Genomic DNA, 13,537 nt, shown 5'->3' with positions numbered 1-13,537 from the left:
CGGAAACGCTTGCTCCGCGGTGTCTTTGGGTGCTCAAGCCAGCCAGGCCGCGGCGTCCGGCGGTAGCTTGCCGTCGACCAGTGGGGCGCTGGCCATGAGAAGCTCTCCCGGCGGCAGCGGGATCGGCCGGCTTCCGGCATTCACCGCGCACACCGCCCCGCCGCCGCGGCGCCGGAAGATCAGCGCGCCGCGCGGCGCGTCCAACCAGTCGATCCCATCACCGTCGAATTCCGCGCGCCCCTTGCGCACCTTGATGATGTGCTGGAAGAACGCGAAGGTCGATTCCGGGTCGGCGATCTGGCGCTCGACGGTCAGCGCCGCCCATTCCGGCGGCATCGGCAGCCACGTTTCGGGCGACGAGGAGAAGCCGAACGGGGGAGCGTCGCCAGACCACGGGATGGGGACCCGGCACTTGTCGCGGCCGCGTTCGGTGTGCCCGGAGCGTTCCCACGTCGGGTCCTGCAGCACGTCATCGGGCAGCTCCACGTCCGGCAGCCCCAGCTCCTCGCCGTTGTAGACGAACACCGCCCCGGGCAGCGCCAGCATCACCATCGCCATCGCGCGTGCCCGCCGCAGCCCGGTCTCGCCGCCGCCGTAGCGAGTGACCTCGCGGCCCACGTCGTGGTTGGAAAGCGTCCAGGTCGGGATCGCGTTTTCGATCGCGATCGCCTCCATCGAATTCTGGATGGCGTCCTGGATTTCCCGGGCGTCGAAGTCGATCTTGGTCAGCCGGAAGTTGAACCCGAGGTGCAGTTCGTCGGGCCGCAGATATTCGGCCCACAGCAGGTTGTCCAGCACCCATACCTCGCCGATGGTCACCGCGTCGGGATAGTCGTCGACGATCTTGCGGATCCCACGGTGAATCTCGTGCACGCTCGGGTGGTTGAAACGCGGGTCGTCGTCGCTGTGGCTCAGCACCTTGACGTCGTCCCGCGCGTCGGGCAGGTCGGCCGGCTTGGCCATCCCGTGCGCCACGTCGATGCGGAAACCGTCCACGCCGCGCTCCAGCCAGAAACGCAGCGTCTTCTCGAAATCGTCGAAGACGTCCGGGTGTTCCCAGTTCAGGTCCGGCTGCTCGGTGTCGAAAAGGTGCAGGTAGTACTGGCCAGGGTTGCCGTCCGGCTCTACCACCCGCGTCCAGGCGGACCCGCCGAACACCGAGGTCCAGTTGTTCGGCGGGAGCTCCCCCGCCGAACCGCGGCCGTCGCGAAAGTAGTAGCGGTCCCGCGCTTCGGTGCCCGGCCCGGCGGCCAGCGCGGCCTGGAACCACGGGTGCGCCGAGCTGGTGTGGTTGGGCACCACGTCCATGGTGACCTTGATGCCCCGGGCGTGCGCCGCCGGGATCAGCCGCTCGATGGCGGCCATCCCGCCGAACAACGGGTCGATGTCGCGGGGGTCGGCGACGTCGTAGCCGTGATCGGCCATCGGCGACACGGTGACCGGGTTGAGCCAGATCGCGTCGACCCCGAGGCGCTCGAGGTGATCCAGGTGCGCCAGCAGCCCGTCGATGTCGCCCACGCCGTCGCCGTCGCTGTCGGCGAAAGACCGGGGGTAGACCTGATAGAAGACCGCGTTAGACCACCATGCTCCGGGGCTCATCCTGCTCCGTTCAGTTCGCCGGGTATCAGATAGGGGCATTGACCAGTGAGTGGGCGGCCATCTCCAGGTAATCGAGCAACTGGCGTCGGTGCTCGTCGTCGAGGGTCTCAGAGTCGATCGAGGCGACGGCGACGTGCATGCAGCGCAGCCAGGCGTCGCGCTCGATGGGAGTGATCCGGAAGGGGACGTGGCGCATCCGCAATCGGGGATGGCCTCGCCGGTCGGAGTACGTGCGCGGACCGCCCCAGTACTGCTCGAGGAACATGCGCAAGCGTTCCTCGGCATCCGCGAGGTCGTCTTCGGGGTACAGCTGGCGCAGGATCTCGTCCTCGGCCACCTCGGCATAGAAGCGGGACACGATCGCATGGAAGGTGTCGGCACCGCCGACGGCGTCATAGAACGACTGGGGCTCGGAATCCATCGCCTCCATTGTGGTCCATCGCGGCGGCGTCCGGCCGAGCCGGGCCGACGTCGATCCCCCTGTTCACCCGGACGACATGCCGTTCACCTGCAATAGGGGTGCGATTGGCGGCGAATCATGGTGGACTATCCGCGGAGGATCTATGGCGCAGGGCAAAAGACGCCGCAGCCACCGCAGTTCTGGTGCCGCGGCAGGGTTAACCGGGCCCCCAACCGCGTCGTGCCTGCATAGCGTCGATACCCATCCGCCCACCCGCCAGGACGGCGCGTCCTTGTGGAGTCGCCGGCGGGTGTTGCTGCTGAACTCGACCTACGAACCGCTGACCGCGCTGCCGATGCGGCGGGCCATCGTGATGGTGATCTGCGGCAAGGCCGACGTGGTCCACCACGACCCGGCCGGGCCGGTGATCCACTCGGCCACCAGCTCGATCGTGGTGCCCTCGGTCATCCAGCTGCGTTCGTACGTCCGCGTTCCCTACCGGGCTCGGGTGCCGATGACCCGGGCCGCGCTGATGCACCGGGACCGGTTCTCGTGCGCCTACTGCGGGGCGAAGGCCGACACCGTCGACCACGTCGTGCCCCGCAGCCGCGGTGGCGACCATTCCTGGGAAAACTGCGTCGCCTGTTGCTCGACCTGCAACCACCGCAAGGGCGACAAACTGCTCACCGAGCTCGGCTGGGTGCTGCGCCGGCCGCCGGTGCCGCCGACGGGCCAGCACTGGCGGCTGCTGTCGACGGTGAAGGAGCTCGACCCGGCATGGGCGCGCTACCTCGGCGAAGGCGCGGCCTGACCAATCTCGTGTCCGAGTGTGCCGGTGGAGCACCCCGTGGGATACGGTCTTGGGCGTGAGCCTTTTGCAGATTCACCTGTACTTCATCGGGATCCCGTTGCTGCTGATGGTGGTGCTGGCGGTGATGATCTGGTCCCACAAGGGACCGCACCCGGCGACCTACAAATTGCCGGACAAGTGGACGCACCCGCCGATCTTGTGGGCGGCCACGGACGAAGACGTCGGCCACGAGCATGGCGGGCACGGCGGACACGAGTTCTCAGTCGGAGGTGGCGCCAGTGGCACGTGGTGAGGTAGCGACGATCGAGCCCGCCGAGCTCCCCAACGGCTGGGTGATCACCACCAGTGGACGGATCTCAGGGGTCACCGAGCCGGGCGAGTTGTCCGTTCATTTCCCGTTCCCGATCAAGGACCTCGTCGCCATCGACGACGCGCTGAAGTTCGGGTCGCGGGCATCGAAGGCGCGGTTCGCGATCTACCTCGGTGACCTGGGCAGCGACACTGCCGCCCGGGCCCGCGAGATCCTGGCCAAGGTGCCCACGCCGGACAACGCCGTGCTCCTGGCGGTCTCGCCCGACCAGAAGGTCATCGAGGTGGTTTACGGCTCCCAGCTCCGCGGACGCGGCGCCGAGTCGTCGGCACCGCTGGGCGTCGCCGCCGCGTCGTCGGCGTTCGAGCGCAACGACCTGGTGGACGGGCTGGTCAGCGCGATCCGCGTCCTCAGCGCCGGGATCTCCCCGGCTTAGTGGCGGCCTAGTTCCGCCCAGCGCGCGCGAGGGTGCGCAAATGTACGCCGGACGCGGCGTGTCGCCGTACAAACACGCGCGCTCGCGGAAGGCGCTATCAGACCGCCGCGTCGAAGGTGCGGGCCCGCAGGGCCCGCTTCACGCCGGCCTGACCCTCCAGCACCAGCCGCCGCAGCGCCGGCGGCACCTCCGGGTCGGACAGGAAAGTGTCGGCGGCCGCGATGCCGGCCTCGCTGATGTTCCAGTGCGGATACAGGCCGATCACCACCGTTTGGGCGACCTCGCTGGAACGCCGTGCCCACACGCCCGGGATCGCCTCGAAATAGCGGTCCGTGAAGGGCTTAAGCAGTTCGTGCTGCCCCGGTGGGGCGAAGCCCGCGATGATGGAGCGCGCGGTGATGTTGGCCAGTGCGTCGTCCTCGATCACCGTCGTCCACGCTTCCTCCTTGACCTGTGGCTGCGGGCGCGCCGTCGCCGCCTGGGCGCCGTGCCGTTTGCCGGCCGCGGTCGGGTCGCGTTGCACCTCCGCGTCGATGAAAGGTGTCGCGGGTCCGTCGGCATCGATTTCCCCGGCGCTGGCGAGCGCGGTCACGATGCGCCACCGCAAGTCGGTGTCGATCTCGAGGCCGGCCAGGCCCAATTCGGCCGGGTGGTGGTCGAGCAGGTCCGCCAGCGTCACGACGTGCCGGGTCGAGAGCACCGACGAGCACAGGGTGTTGACGAACGCGAGCTGGTGATCCGACCCCGGCTCCGCGGCGCGCGCCAGCTCCAGCAGCCGGTCGGCGAACTGCGGCCAGCCATGCTCGTGCGCCCAGCCCGGCTCGGCGTAGGAGGCCAGCGCCGTCTGTGCCTGCATCAGCAGCCGCTGCGCCACCCCGACCTCGGTTTCGGCCTGGACGCCGCCCGAGACCAGGGCCACGAAGTCGCGGGCCCGCAGCTCGGCCTCGCGCGTCATCTCCCACGCCGCCGACCACACCAGCGACCGCGGCAGCGGCTCGGCGATGTCGGCGATTCGCGTCAGCGCCGTCCGCAGCGACTCGCCGTCCAGCCGCAGCGAGCAGTAGGTCAGGTCGTCGTCGTTGACCAGGACCAACTTGCCGAGCGGAACGCCAACCAGCGCGGGCACTTCCGTGACAGGACCCTCGACGTCGAGCTCTTCCCGGCGCACCCGCACCAGCTTGCCTGCGCCGTCGTCGTCGTAGATCCCGATCGCCAACCGGTGCACGCGAGTCTCGCCGGCTCCCGGGGCGGCGCCGCTCTGTGTCACGGCGAACCGGGTGAACCGGCCGTCGGCGTCGACGTCGAAATCCGGGCGCAGCGTGTTCAACCCGGTCGTCTTCAACCACTGCTGACCCCAGTCGGACAGGTCACGGCCCGACGCCTGCTCCAGCGCGGCGACCAGGTCGTCGAACGTGGCGTTGCCGAACGCGTGGGTGCGGAAGTAGTCGCGCAGCCCGGCGAGGAAGTGCTCCAGCCCGACGTAGGCGACGAGCTGTTTGAGGACCGACGCCCCCTTGGCGTAGGTGATGCCGTCGAAGTTCACCTCGACGGCGGCCAGGTCGGGGATGTCCGCGGCGATCGGGTGTGTCGACGGCAATTGGTCCTGGCGATACGCCCACGACTTCTCGACCGTCGCGAATGTGGTCCACGCCTCGGTGAATTCGGTTGCCTCCGCCTGGCACAGCACCGAGGCGAACGTCGCGAACGACTCGTTGAGCCATAGGTCGTCCCACCAGGTCATGGTGACCAGGTCCCCGAACCACATGTGCGCCATCTCGTGCAGCACCGTCTCGGCGCGCCGCTCGTAGGAGGCCCGGGTGACCTTGCTGCGGAAGACGTAGTCCTCCAGGAAGGTCACCGCGCCCGCGTTTTCCATTGCGCCCGCGTTGAATTCGGGGACGAAGAGTTGATCGTATTTCCCGAACGCATAGGGCAGCCCAAAGTTCTTGTGGTAGAAGCCAAATCCCTGTTTCGTCTGGGTGAACAGCCGCTCGGCGTCCATGTGGCGTGCCAACGATTCGCGGCAGAAGATGCCCAGCGGAATCTCCCCGTGCTCGTCGGTGTAGGAGTCCGTCCACTCGGCGTACGGGCCGGCGATCAGGGCCACCAGGTAGGTGCTCATCCGTGGGGTGGTGGCGAAGGTGTGCACTCCGTCCTCGTTCGACACCGTGGCACCGTTGGAGATCACCTTCCAGTGCCGCGGCGCCGTCACGCGCAGGTCGAACGTCGCCTTGAGGTCGGGTTGGTCGAAGCAGGCGAACATGCGCTTGGCGTCCGCGGTTTCGAATTGTGAGTACAGGTACGTTTCGTCGTCGACCGGGTCGACGAAGCGATGCAGCCCCTCGCCGGTGTTGGAGTATCGGCAGTCCGCGTCGACCACCAGAACGTTGTGCTTCTGCAGGCCGGCCAGCGGGATGCCGGTCGATTCGTCGTACCCGGACACATCCAGTTCGCGGCCGTTGAGGGTGGCGCCGCGCACCGTCTCGGCGGCGAGGTCGATGTAGGTGTCGGCGCCGGGCAGCGCGTCGAACACCACCCGGGTCGTGGACCGGAACGTGCGTTCGCCCGGGCCTCCCTTGCCGTCGGTGACATCGAGGTCGATCTGGTAGCTGTCGACGGTGACCAGGGCGGCGCGTTCGACGGCCTGGTCCCGGGTGAGATTAGGAAGGGCCACGCGTCCAACTTACGTGTCCCGCTCCCATCTCGGGCACTGCGGGAACAGGGGTGGGGCGCCTACGGTTGTGCTGAACGGTGTGTCGACCGACGAGAGGATTGCGCTATGCCCGCGAAGGCTGCCGAGAAAGACCAAGCCGATTTCTGGTTCGATCCGCTGTGCCCGTGGTGCTGGATCACGTCGCGCTGGATCCTCGAGGTGGAGAAGGTCCGCGACATCGAGGTGCACTTCCACGTCATGAGCCTGGCGATCCTCAACGAGAACCGCGAAGGCCTGAACGACAAATACCGCGAAATGATGAAGCACGCGTGGGGGCCGGTGCGCGTGGCGATCGCCGCCGAGCAAGCCCACGGCGCCGGCGTGCTCGACCCGCTGTACACGGCCATGGGCACGCGGATTCACAACGAGGACAACAAGAACCTCGAGGAGGTCATCAAGCTGTCCCTGGCCGACGCCGGCCTGCCCGCGGAACTCGCCGAGGCCGCGAACAGCGAGGCCTACGACGACGCCCTGCGCAAGAGCCACCACGCCGGCATGGACGCGGTCGGTGACGACGTCGGCACGCCGACCATTCACGTCAACGGTGTGGCGTTCTTCGGGCCGGTGATCTCGAAGATTCCGCGCGGCGAGGAGGCCGGCAAGCTGTGGGACGCATCGGTGACCTTCGCGTCCTACCCGCACTTCTTCGAGCTCAAGCGGACCCGCACCGAGAAGCCCGAATTCGACTAGATCGTCGGGCGGCGATTCGCCCCCCGGCTCCGCGGGGGGCGCCCACAGCGTCCGGTTTCGCTGCGCTCGCGATCGCCGCTCGCCGCGGCCGGGCGCTGTGCAAGGATGGCGGGCATGCGCGTCTACCTCGGCTCTGACCATGCCGGATTCGAGCTCAAGCAACGGATCATCGAGCACCTCGAAGCGTCCGGGCACGAGCCCGTCGACTGCGGCGCCTACACGTACGACGCCGAGGACGACTACCCGGCGTTCTGCATCGCCGCCGCGGCGCGCACGGTGGCCGACCCCGAGAGCTTGGGCATCGTGCTGGGCGGGTCGGGGAATGGCGAGCAGATCGCGGCCAACAAGGTGCCGGGAGCCCGCTGCGCGCTGGCGTGGAGCGTCGAAACCGCGACGTTGGCCCGCGAACACAACAACGCCCAGTTGATCGGGATCGGTGGACGCATGCACACCGTCGAAGAGGCGCTGGCCATCGTCGACGCCTTCCTGACGGCGCAATGGTCGAAAGCCGAACGCCACCAACGACGTATCGACATTCTCACCGAATACGAACGCACTCACCAGGCGCCGTTGGTGCCCGGCTCGCAGGGCTGAGGAGGTATGCCCGAAGGGCATACCCTGCACCGGCTGGCCCGGCTGCACCAGCGCCGCTTCGGCGGGGCGCCCGTCGCGGTGTCGAGCCCGCAGGGGCGCTTCGCCGATTCGGCCGTAGTAAATGGCCGCGTGTTGCGCCGCACCAGCGTCTGGGGCAAGCACCTGTTCCATCACTACGACGGCGGCCCGATCGTGCATGTGCATCTGGGCCTCTACGGCGCCTTCACCGAATGGCGGCGCGACGACGCCGTGCTGCCGGAGCCGGTCGGGCAGGTGCGAATGCGGATGGTCGGCTCCGAATACGGCGCCGACTTGCGCGGGCCCACGGTGTGCGAGGTGATCGACGAGGGTCAGGTCTCCGGCGTGCTGGCCAGGCTCGGTCCCGACCCGCTGCGCAACGACGCCGATCCGTCCTGGGCGTGGAGCCGAATCGCCAAGTCCCGCAGGCCCATCGGCGCACTGCTGATGGACCAGACCGTCGTCGCCGGCGTGGGCAACGTGTACCGCAACGAACTGCTGTACCGCCACCGCATCGACCCGTTCCGGCTCGGCCGCGACGTCGGCCGGGACGAGTTCGACGCGGCGTGGACCGACCTGGTGGCGCTGATGAAGGTGGGCTTCCGTCGCGGCAAGATCATCGTCGTGCGTCCCGAGCACGACCACGGGCCGCCGTCGTACCGGGCCGGGCGACCCCGGACGTACGTGTACCGGCGCGCAGGGGAGGCCTGCCGGGTGTGCGGGGACACCATCCGCACGACGGTGCTCGAGGGCCGCAACGTGTTCTGGTGTCCGACCTGCCAGAGATGATGCCGTCCCGATCGGCGGGAGATTTCTGGCAGTAAACGCTCGCGTCTACTGTTTAGAAGCGACCGCCGGGCGGGTATTGGTTAGGTTATGAAAGCAATTCCTCGTTTGGCCGCAACGGCTCTCACGATCGGCGGGTTGGGATTGGCGGGCTTGGGCGTCGCCGCTGAGGCGCAGGCGCACCCCGGGCCCTTCCCGCAATGGTGTCCGGGTCAGTATTGGGACCCGGGCTGGGGCAACAACTGGGACTGGAACAGCTGCCATGACTGGCGCGGGGGGCCGCCCGGCCCTCAGGGGTGGGGACATCCGGGACCGCCGCCTCCGCCCGGTGGTCCGTGGGGCCCGCCGGGGCCCCCGGGGCCGCCGCCCCCGCCCGGCTGGCACCCCTGATGGACAACCGCGACGCGCCCTGCCGGAACCTCCGGCGGGGCGCGTTGTGCGTGCGGACTAGATGACGCCCAGCGCGGCGTAGACCTCGTTGCTGAGGGCGAGGCTGCGCGGGTCCGCATTGGCTTTGGTGGCGTCGAAGCGGTTCATCACGTACGCGTAGCCGATCCGGTGTTCCAGGTCGACGAACCCGAACGAGCCGCCCAGGCCGCCGTGGCCGAAGATCCGCGGGTTGGGCCCGTTGACGCATCGTTGGTTGAGCATGTAGCCAAGGCCCCACCCGTGATCGGCGACCCGTGGGCCCAACACCAAGTCGGTCTCCAAGCCGCCCTGGCACTCCCGCACCAGGTCCATGTGTTCGCGACTGAGCACCTTCTCCTGGGCGAGCGCGTTGTAGAAGGTGGCCAGCCCCAACGCCGATACCTGCCCGTTGGTGCCGGGGAACTCGAGCTGGCGCCACAGCTGCAGGTCGTGCGAGCCGAGCTCGTCGTCGGGGGCGAAGCCCATCGAGATCGACAGCCCCGCCTTGGGGTGCTCGGCCAGGCTGGCCGGCCAGCCGGGGGCTTGAGCGTCGGCCAGCAGGTCGCGGGCGTGCGGCTTGTTCACCCGATCGGCGCAGCGCTGTTGTTCGGCCAGGGACAGCCCGATGTGCACGTCGGCCCCGAACGGCTCGGCGATCTCGGTGCGCAGGTACTGGCCGATCGTCCGGCCCGTGACGCGGCGGAACACCTCGCCGAGGATGAATCCGAAGGTGGTCATGTGGTAGCCCTGGGCGGTGCCCGGCGCCCAATAGGGTTCGGCGGCGGCGAGCTGCGTGCAGACGAAGTCCCAGTCGGCGACGTCCTCCCAGCGCATCCGGGTGCGGGGACCGATCACGCCGGACCGGTGGCTCATCACCATCGCCAGCGTGATGTCCTCTTTGCCCGCCTGCGCGAACTGCGGCCAGTAGTGGGCCACCGGGGCCTGCAGGTCCAGCTCGCCGCGGTCGGCGAGGTGGTGGACGCAGGTGGCCGACAGTCCCTTGGTGCCGGACAACACCGTGGTCAGGGTGTTCTGCTGCCAGGGCCGGGTGTGGGCGGCGTCGGCCCAGCCGCCCCAGAGATTGACGGCGAGGGTCCCGTCCACCCACACCGCGACGGCAGCGCCGACCTCGTCGCCCAGCGTGAAGTTCCGCTCGAACGCGTCGCGCACTCCGGCGAAGTCCGACGCGCATGAGCCGAGGATTTTGACGTCGCTCATGGCGCCTCTCTGTGGAGCAGATCCTCACCCCGAGCGGGCGACGGGAATCGAACCCGCGTAGCTAGTTTGGAAGACTAGGGCTCTACCATTGAGCTACGCCCGCATGTGTTAGTCGAGCGTGACTGTAGCTGTCGACGAAGATCAAATCTAATCGACGCGGTCTTGTGATCGCTCCGTGAGGGTCTCCGAGGCCGCCGCGAAGCCTGTGGTCAACCCCGCCCCGCGGGGCCTTAGGATCATCGAGGTCAGCGCGGGGTGTAGCGCAGCTTGGTAGCGCATCCGCTTTGGGAGCGGAAGGCCGCAGGTTCAAATCCTGTCACCCCGACCAGCACGACCCCGTGCCGCATGCATGCGGCCCACCGAACGCCAGGAACGACCACCGAGGAGCACCCCCGTGAAGAGCACCGTCGAGCAGCTGAGCCCCACCCGGGTCCGCATCAACGTGGAGGTGCCGTTCGCCGAACTCGAGCCCGACTTCCAGCGCGCCTACCGGGAGCTGGCCAAGCAGGTGCGGTTGCCCGGATTCCGGCCGGGCAAGGCGCCGGCGAAGTTGCTGGAGGCGCGGTTCGGCCGGGAAGCGCTGCTCGACCAGGTCGTCAACGAGGCGCTGCCCGCGCGGTACGGGCAGGCGGTCGTGGATTCGGAAGTGCAGCCCCTCGGTCAGCCCGACATCGAGGTGACCAAGAAGGAGTACGGCCAGGGGCTGGCGTTCACCGCCGAGGTCGACGTCCGCCCCAAGATCGAGCTTCCGGATCTGGGCGCGCTGAAGATTTCGGTGGAGCCCGTCGAGGTCAGCGATGAGGACGTCGACGCCGAACTGGAGTCGTTGCGGGCGCGGTTCGGCACGCTGACCGGGGTCGACCGGCCCGTGGCCACGGGCGACTTCGTCTCGATAGACCTCTCGGCCACCATCGACGGCGAAGAGGTGCCCGGGGCGGCCGCGGAGGGACTGTCCCACGAGGTCGGTTCGGGCCGGCTCATCGCGGGCCTGGACGACGCGCTGGTCGGTCTGTCCGTCGACGAGTCCCGGGAGTTCACCGCGCAGCTGGCCGCCGGCGACCACGCCGGTCAAGACGCCCAGGTGACCGTCACGGTCAGGTCGATCAAGCAACGCGAACTGCCCGAGCCCGACGACGAATTCGCCCAACTGGCCAGCGAGTTCGACACCATCGAGGAACTGCGGTCCAACCTGCGCGACCAGGTGGGCCAGGTCAAGCGCGCTCAGCAGGCCGACCAGATCCGTAACGCCGCCCTGGACACCCTGCTCGAACAGGTCGACGTGCCGCTGCCGGAGGCGATCGTCCAGGCCCAGTACGACAGCACCATGCACGGCGCGCTGCACGGCCTCGACCACGACGACGCCAAGCTCGACGAGGCGCTCGCGGGGCAGGGCAAGACGCGCGAGGAGTTCGAGACCGAGACCCGCGCCGCCGCGGAGACGGACGTCAAGCGGCAGCTGCTGCTGGATACGCTCGCCGACCAGCTGGAGGTCCAGGTCGGCCAGGACGACCTGACCGAGCGACTGGTGGCGACGTCTCGCCAATACGGCATCGAGCCCCAGCAGCTGCTGGGCTACCTGCAGGAGAACAACCAGCTACCGGCGATGTTCGCCGACGTGCGGCGCGGTCTGGCGATCGCCGAGGTGGTGCGGGCGGCGACGGTCACCGATACCGCCGGGAACACCATCGACACCGGCGAGTTCTTCGGCAAGCGTGCGGACGAAAGCGCAGCCGAAGACGCCGACGACGCCGACGACGCCGAGGCCCCCGACGACGAAGCCGAGTGACGCTGTAAGCGAAAGCGCCCAATTGAGGGGGAGCGTGGACGCGAAACGGTGGGCTCGGTTGGTTAGTGTCGGTGCATAGAAGAACTCGAGAAAGCAGGTAACCCAGTCGTGTCTGACATGCGTTCGCCCTCGCAGGGTCTCAACCTCACGGACTCGGTCTATGAGCGCTTGCTCTCCGAGCGCATCATCTTCCTGGGTTCGGAGGTCAACGACGAGGTCGCCAATCGGCTGTGCGCGCAGATCCTGCTGCTCGCCGCCGAGGACGCGGACAAGGACATCTCCCTCTACATCAACTCGCCAGGCGGATCGATCAGCGCCGGGATGGCGATCTACGACACCATGGTGCTGGCGCCCTGCGACATCGCCACGTACGCGATGGGCATGGCCGCGTCCATGGGTGAGTTCTTGTTGGCCGCGGGAACCAAGGGCAAGCGCTACGCGCTGCCACACGCCCGCATCCTGATGCACCAGCCGCTGGGTGGGGTGACCGGAAGCGCGGCCGACATCGCCATCCAGGCCGAGCAGTTCCACGTCATCAAGAAGGAGATGTTCCGGCTCAACGCCGAGTTCACCGGGCAGTCGATCGAACGCATCGAGGCGGATTCCGACCGCGACCGCTGGTTCACCGCCCCGGAGGCCCTCGAATACGGGTTCGTCGACCACATCATCACCCGCGCCGCCCACATCACCAACGGAGAAGCCCAGTGAGCACCCAGCACCCCAACATCCAGCCGCAGGCGCGCTACATCCTGCCGTCGTTCATCGAGCACTCCAGCTTCGGCGTCAAGGAGTCCAACCCCTACAACAAGCTGTTCGAGGAGCGCATCATCTTCCTCGGCGTCCAGGTCGACGACGCCTCGGCGAACGACATCATGGCGCAGCTGCTGGTGCTGGAGTCGCTGGACCCCGATCGCGACATCACCATGTACATCAACTCGCCCGGCGGCGGGTTCACCTCGCTGATGGCGATCTACGACACCATGCAGTACGTGCGCGCCGACATCCAGACGGTGTGCCTGGGTCAGGCCGCCTCCGCCGCCGCGGTGCTGCTGGCCGCGGGCACTCCCGGTAAGCGGATGGCGCTGCCCAACGCCCGGGTGCTGATCCACCAGCCGTCGCTGCAGGGTGTGATCCAGGGCCAGTTCTCCGATCTGGAGATCCAGGCGGCCGAGATCGAGCGGATGCGCACGCTGATGGAGACCACGCTGGCCCGCCACACCGGCAAGGACGCCGCGACGGTCCGCAAGGACACCGACCGGGACAAGATCCTGACCGCGGAAGAGGCCAAGGAGTACGGGATCATCGACACCGTGCTGGAGTACCGGAAGCTTTCCGCGCAGACCGCCTGACGGCTTGGTCGCCGCGAGCGTAACCGCACCGCGAAATCGGCACCGGAATTCGCAGCCCGGTTACGCTCGCGGGGCAATCGCCGTGAGCTCGCGATCGTCGCGCCGGCGCCGAAGTAGGCGGCGTGGACGGCGACGATTTCGTGCGGGTCGTCCGCCAGGAGCCTGGCCGACCGCACACGCGTCGGTCAGGTCGTGACCGCGCGCCTGAAGCTCGGTCGCCGGGCCGTTCGTTGATCAGGACCGAATCGCTGCTCAGAGCCAATTCCACCCAGCCACGGTAGGGTGATTTCGTGGGGATCTGCCCGGGCTCCGTCCCGGCCGGCATCGCCAGCGGAAGTGGCGCACGAGCCTCGGTCGGATAACGACCGCGACACGCCAAAGACACGCAAAGCGCGTCGTTCGCGAGTGACGGGCGCGGT

General features: G+C 68.3%; 14 protein-coding genes, 2 tRNA genes and 1 pseudogene. 11 read left to right on the top strand and 6 right to left on the bottom strand.

Features of this window, described 5'->3' with window-relative positions:
- Positions 1 to 33: 33 nt before the first annotated feature.
- Together BST44_RS00740 and BST44_RS00735 are read right to left on the bottom strand one after the other, a co-directional pair.
- On the bottom strand, positions 34 to 1,638 hold the full coding sequence (locus tag BST44_RS00740) for a glycoside hydrolase family 13 protein (RefSeq protein WP_244184694.1): 1,605 nt from the start codon (positions 1,636 to 1,638) through the stop codon (positions 34 to 36).
- On the bottom strand, positions 1,625 to 2,020 hold the full coding sequence (locus BST44_RS00735; protein ID WP_083174730.1) for a globin: 396 nt from the start codon (positions 2,018 to 2,020) through the stop codon (positions 1,625 to 1,627). The genes BST44_RS00740 and BST44_RS00735 overlap by 14 nt, the downstream gene beginning before the upstream one ends.
- 142 nt (positions 2,021 to 2,162) lie before the next feature.
- On the opposite strand from BST44_RS00735, the gene BST44_RS00730 reads away from it, so the two are divergent.
- The 3 genes from BST44_RS00730 (at position 2,163) to BST44_RS00720 (ending at position 3,556) form a co-directional block, all read left to right on the top strand.
- Positions 2,163 to 2,810 carry an HNH endonuclease gene (locus BST44_RS00730; protein ID WP_083174366.1) on the top strand — a complete coding sequence of 216 codons (648 nt, stop codon included), beginning with the start codon at positions 2,163 to 2,165 and terminating at the stop codon, positions 2,808 to 2,810.
- A 64-nt stretch (positions 2,811 to 2,874) separates the two neighbouring features.
- Positions 2,875 to 3,102: an aa3-type cytochrome oxidase subunit CtaJ gene (ctaJ, locus tag BST44_RS00725; protein WP_083174729.1), complete on the top strand. Its 228-nt coding sequence runs from the start codon at positions 2,875 to 2,877 to the stop codon at positions 3,100 to 3,102.
- The gene (locus BST44_RS00720) at positions 3,089 to 3,556 is read left to right on the top strand and encodes a DUF5130 domain-containing protein (RefSeq protein ID WP_083174365.1); all 468 of its coding nucleotides are present in this window, start codon (positions 3,089 to 3,091) and stop codon (positions 3,554 to 3,556) included. Before ctaJ ends, BST44_RS00720 begins: the two co-directional genes overlap by 14 nt.
- Positions 3,557 to 3,653: 97 nt before the next feature.
- On the opposite strand, the gene pepN is transcribed toward BST44_RS00720, so the two are convergent.
- A complete protein-coding gene (gene pepN / locus BST44_RS00715; RefSeq protein WP_083174363.1) occupies positions 3,654 to 6,230 on the bottom strand; it encodes an aminopeptidase N in 2,577 nt (858 codons plus the stop codon).
- Positions 6,231 to 6,335: 105 nt separating this feature from the next.
- On the opposite strand from pepN, the gene BST44_RS00710 reads away from it, so the two are divergent.
- From BST44_RS00710 to BST44_RS31775, 4 genes are all read left to right on the top strand, one after another.
- Positions 6,336 to 6,959 (top strand): mycothiol-dependent nitroreductase Rv2466c family protein, encoded by a 624-nt coding sequence (locus BST44_RS00710; protein WP_083174361.1) that lies wholly within the window; start codon positions 6,336 to 6,338, stop codon positions 6,957 to 6,959.
- A 114-nt stretch (positions 6,960 to 7,073) separates the two neighbouring features.
- On the top strand, positions 7,074 to 7,553 hold the full coding sequence (locus tag BST44_RS00705; RefSeq protein WP_083174727.1) for a ribose-5-phosphate isomerase: 480 nt from the start codon (positions 7,074 to 7,076) through the stop codon (positions 7,551 to 7,553).
- A gap of 6 nt (positions 7,554 to 7,559) precedes the next feature.
- Positions 7,560 to 8,360, top strand: a complete 801-nt coding sequence (locus BST44_RS00700; protein ID WP_083174360.1) for an Fpg/Nei family DNA glycosylase — start codon at positions 7,560 to 7,562, stop codon at positions 8,358 to 8,360.
- Positions 8,361 to 8,447: 87 nt separating this feature from the next.
- Complete coding sequence (locus BST44_RS31775; protein ID WP_500684505.1) at positions 8,448 to 8,747, top strand: Mtp family mycobacterial-type pilin; 300 nt, start codon at positions 8,448 to 8,450, stop codon at positions 8,745 to 8,747.
- Positions 8,748 to 8,804: 57 nt separating this feature from the next.
- On the opposite strand, the gene BST44_RS00690 is transcribed toward BST44_RS31775, so the two are convergent.
- Both BST44_RS00690 and BST44_RS00685 read right to left on the bottom strand, forming a co-directional pair.
- Complete coding sequence (locus BST44_RS00690) at positions 8,805 to 9,983, bottom strand: serine hydrolase domain-containing protein (RefSeq protein WP_083174357.1); 1,179 nt, start codon at positions 9,981 to 9,983, stop codon at positions 8,805 to 8,807.
- A 32-nt stretch (positions 9,984 to 10,015) separates the two neighbouring features.
- Positions 10,016 to 10,086: transfer RNA gene (locus BST44_RS00685), tRNA-Gly, on the bottom strand.
- Between the two features lie 148 nt (positions 10,087 to 10,234).
- Here BST44_RS00685 and BST44_RS00680 point away from each other — a divergent pair.
- The 4 genes from BST44_RS00680 (at position 10,235) to clpP2 (ending at position 13,118) form a co-directional block, all read left to right on the top strand.
- Positions 10,235 to 10,311, top strand: a tRNA-Pro gene (locus BST44_RS00680).
- A gap of 66 nt (positions 10,312 to 10,377) precedes the next feature.
- Positions 10,378 to 11,769 (top strand): trigger factor, encoded by a 1,392-nt coding sequence (gene tig / locus BST44_RS00675; protein WP_083174355.1) that lies wholly within the window; start codon positions 10,378 to 10,380, stop codon positions 11,767 to 11,769.
- A gap of 117 nt (positions 11,770 to 11,886) precedes the next feature.
- Entirely contained in the window at positions 11,887 to 12,477 is a 591-nt protein-coding gene (clpP1, locus tag BST44_RS00670) for an ATP-dependent CLP protease proteolytic subunit ClpP1 (protein WP_066958374.1), read from the top strand.
- The gene (gene clpP2, locus BST44_RS00665; RefSeq protein WP_065445937.1) at positions 12,474 to 13,118 is read left to right on the top strand and encodes an ATP-dependent CLP protease proteolytic subunit ClpP2; all 645 of its coding nucleotides are present in this window, start codon (positions 12,474 to 12,476) and stop codon (positions 13,116 to 13,118) included. The genes clpP1 and clpP2 overlap by 4 nt, the downstream gene beginning before the upstream one ends.
- An 83-nt stretch (positions 13,119 to 13,201) precedes the next feature.
- On the opposite strand, the pseudogene BST44_RS30780 reads toward clpP2, so the two are convergent.
- Positions 13,202 to 13,307 (bottom strand): annotated as a pseudogene (locus BST44_RS30780) (homocysteine S-methyltransferase); the annotation flags it as partial.
- Positions 13,308 to 13,537: the final 230 nt, after the last annotated feature.

This window comes from Mycobacterium scrofulaceum (genome assembly GCF_002086735.1).
In the GTDB taxonomy this organism is placed as follows: Bacteria; Actinomycetota; Actinomycetes; order Mycobacteriales; family Mycobacteriaceae; genus Mycobacterium; species Mycobacterium scrofulaceum.
The sequence above is the reverse complement of the archived record's forward strand: the minus strand, read 5'-3'. Positions and strand labels throughout refer to the sequence as shown.

What these genes read in the sequence shown, in the direction of transcription:
- BST44_RS00740 (WP_244184694.1), bottom strand. Translation starts at nt 1,638, where the DNA reads ATGCCCCTATCTGATACCCGGCGAACTGAACGGAGCAGGATGAGCCCC.
- BST44_RS00735 (WP_083174730.1), bottom strand. Translation starts at nt 2,020, where the DNA reads ATGGATTCCGAGCCCCAGTCGTTCTATGACGCCGTCGGCGGTGCCGAC.
- BST44_RS00730 (WP_083174366.1), top strand. Translation starts at nt 2,163, where the DNA reads ATGGCGCAGGGCAAAAGACGCCGCAGCCACCGCAGTTCTGGTGCCGCG.
- BST44_RS00710 (WP_083174361.1), top strand. Translation starts at nt 6,336, where the DNA reads ATGCCCGCGAAGGCTGCCGAGAAAGACCAAGCCGATTTCTGGTTCGAT.
- BST44_RS00705 (WP_083174727.1), top strand. Translation starts at nt 7,074, where the DNA reads ATGCGCGTCTACCTCGGCTCTGACCATGCCGGATTCGAGCTCAAGCAA.
- BST44_RS00700 (WP_083174360.1), top strand. Translation starts at nt 7,560, where the DNA reads ATGCCCGAAGGGCATACCCTGCACCGGCTGGCCCGGCTGCACCAGCGC.
- BST44_RS31775 (WP_500684505.1), top strand. Translation starts at nt 8,448, where the DNA reads ATGAAAGCAATTCCTCGTTTGGCCGCAACGGCTCTCACGATCGGCGGG.
- BST44_RS00690 (WP_083174357.1), bottom strand. Translation starts at nt 9,983, where the DNA reads ATGAGCGACGTCAAAATCCTCGGCTCATGCGCGTCGGACTTCGCCGGA.
- clpP1 (WP_066958374.1), top strand. Translation starts at nt 11,887, where the DNA reads ATGCGTTCGCCCTCGCAGGGTCTCAACCTCACGGACTCGGTCTATGAG.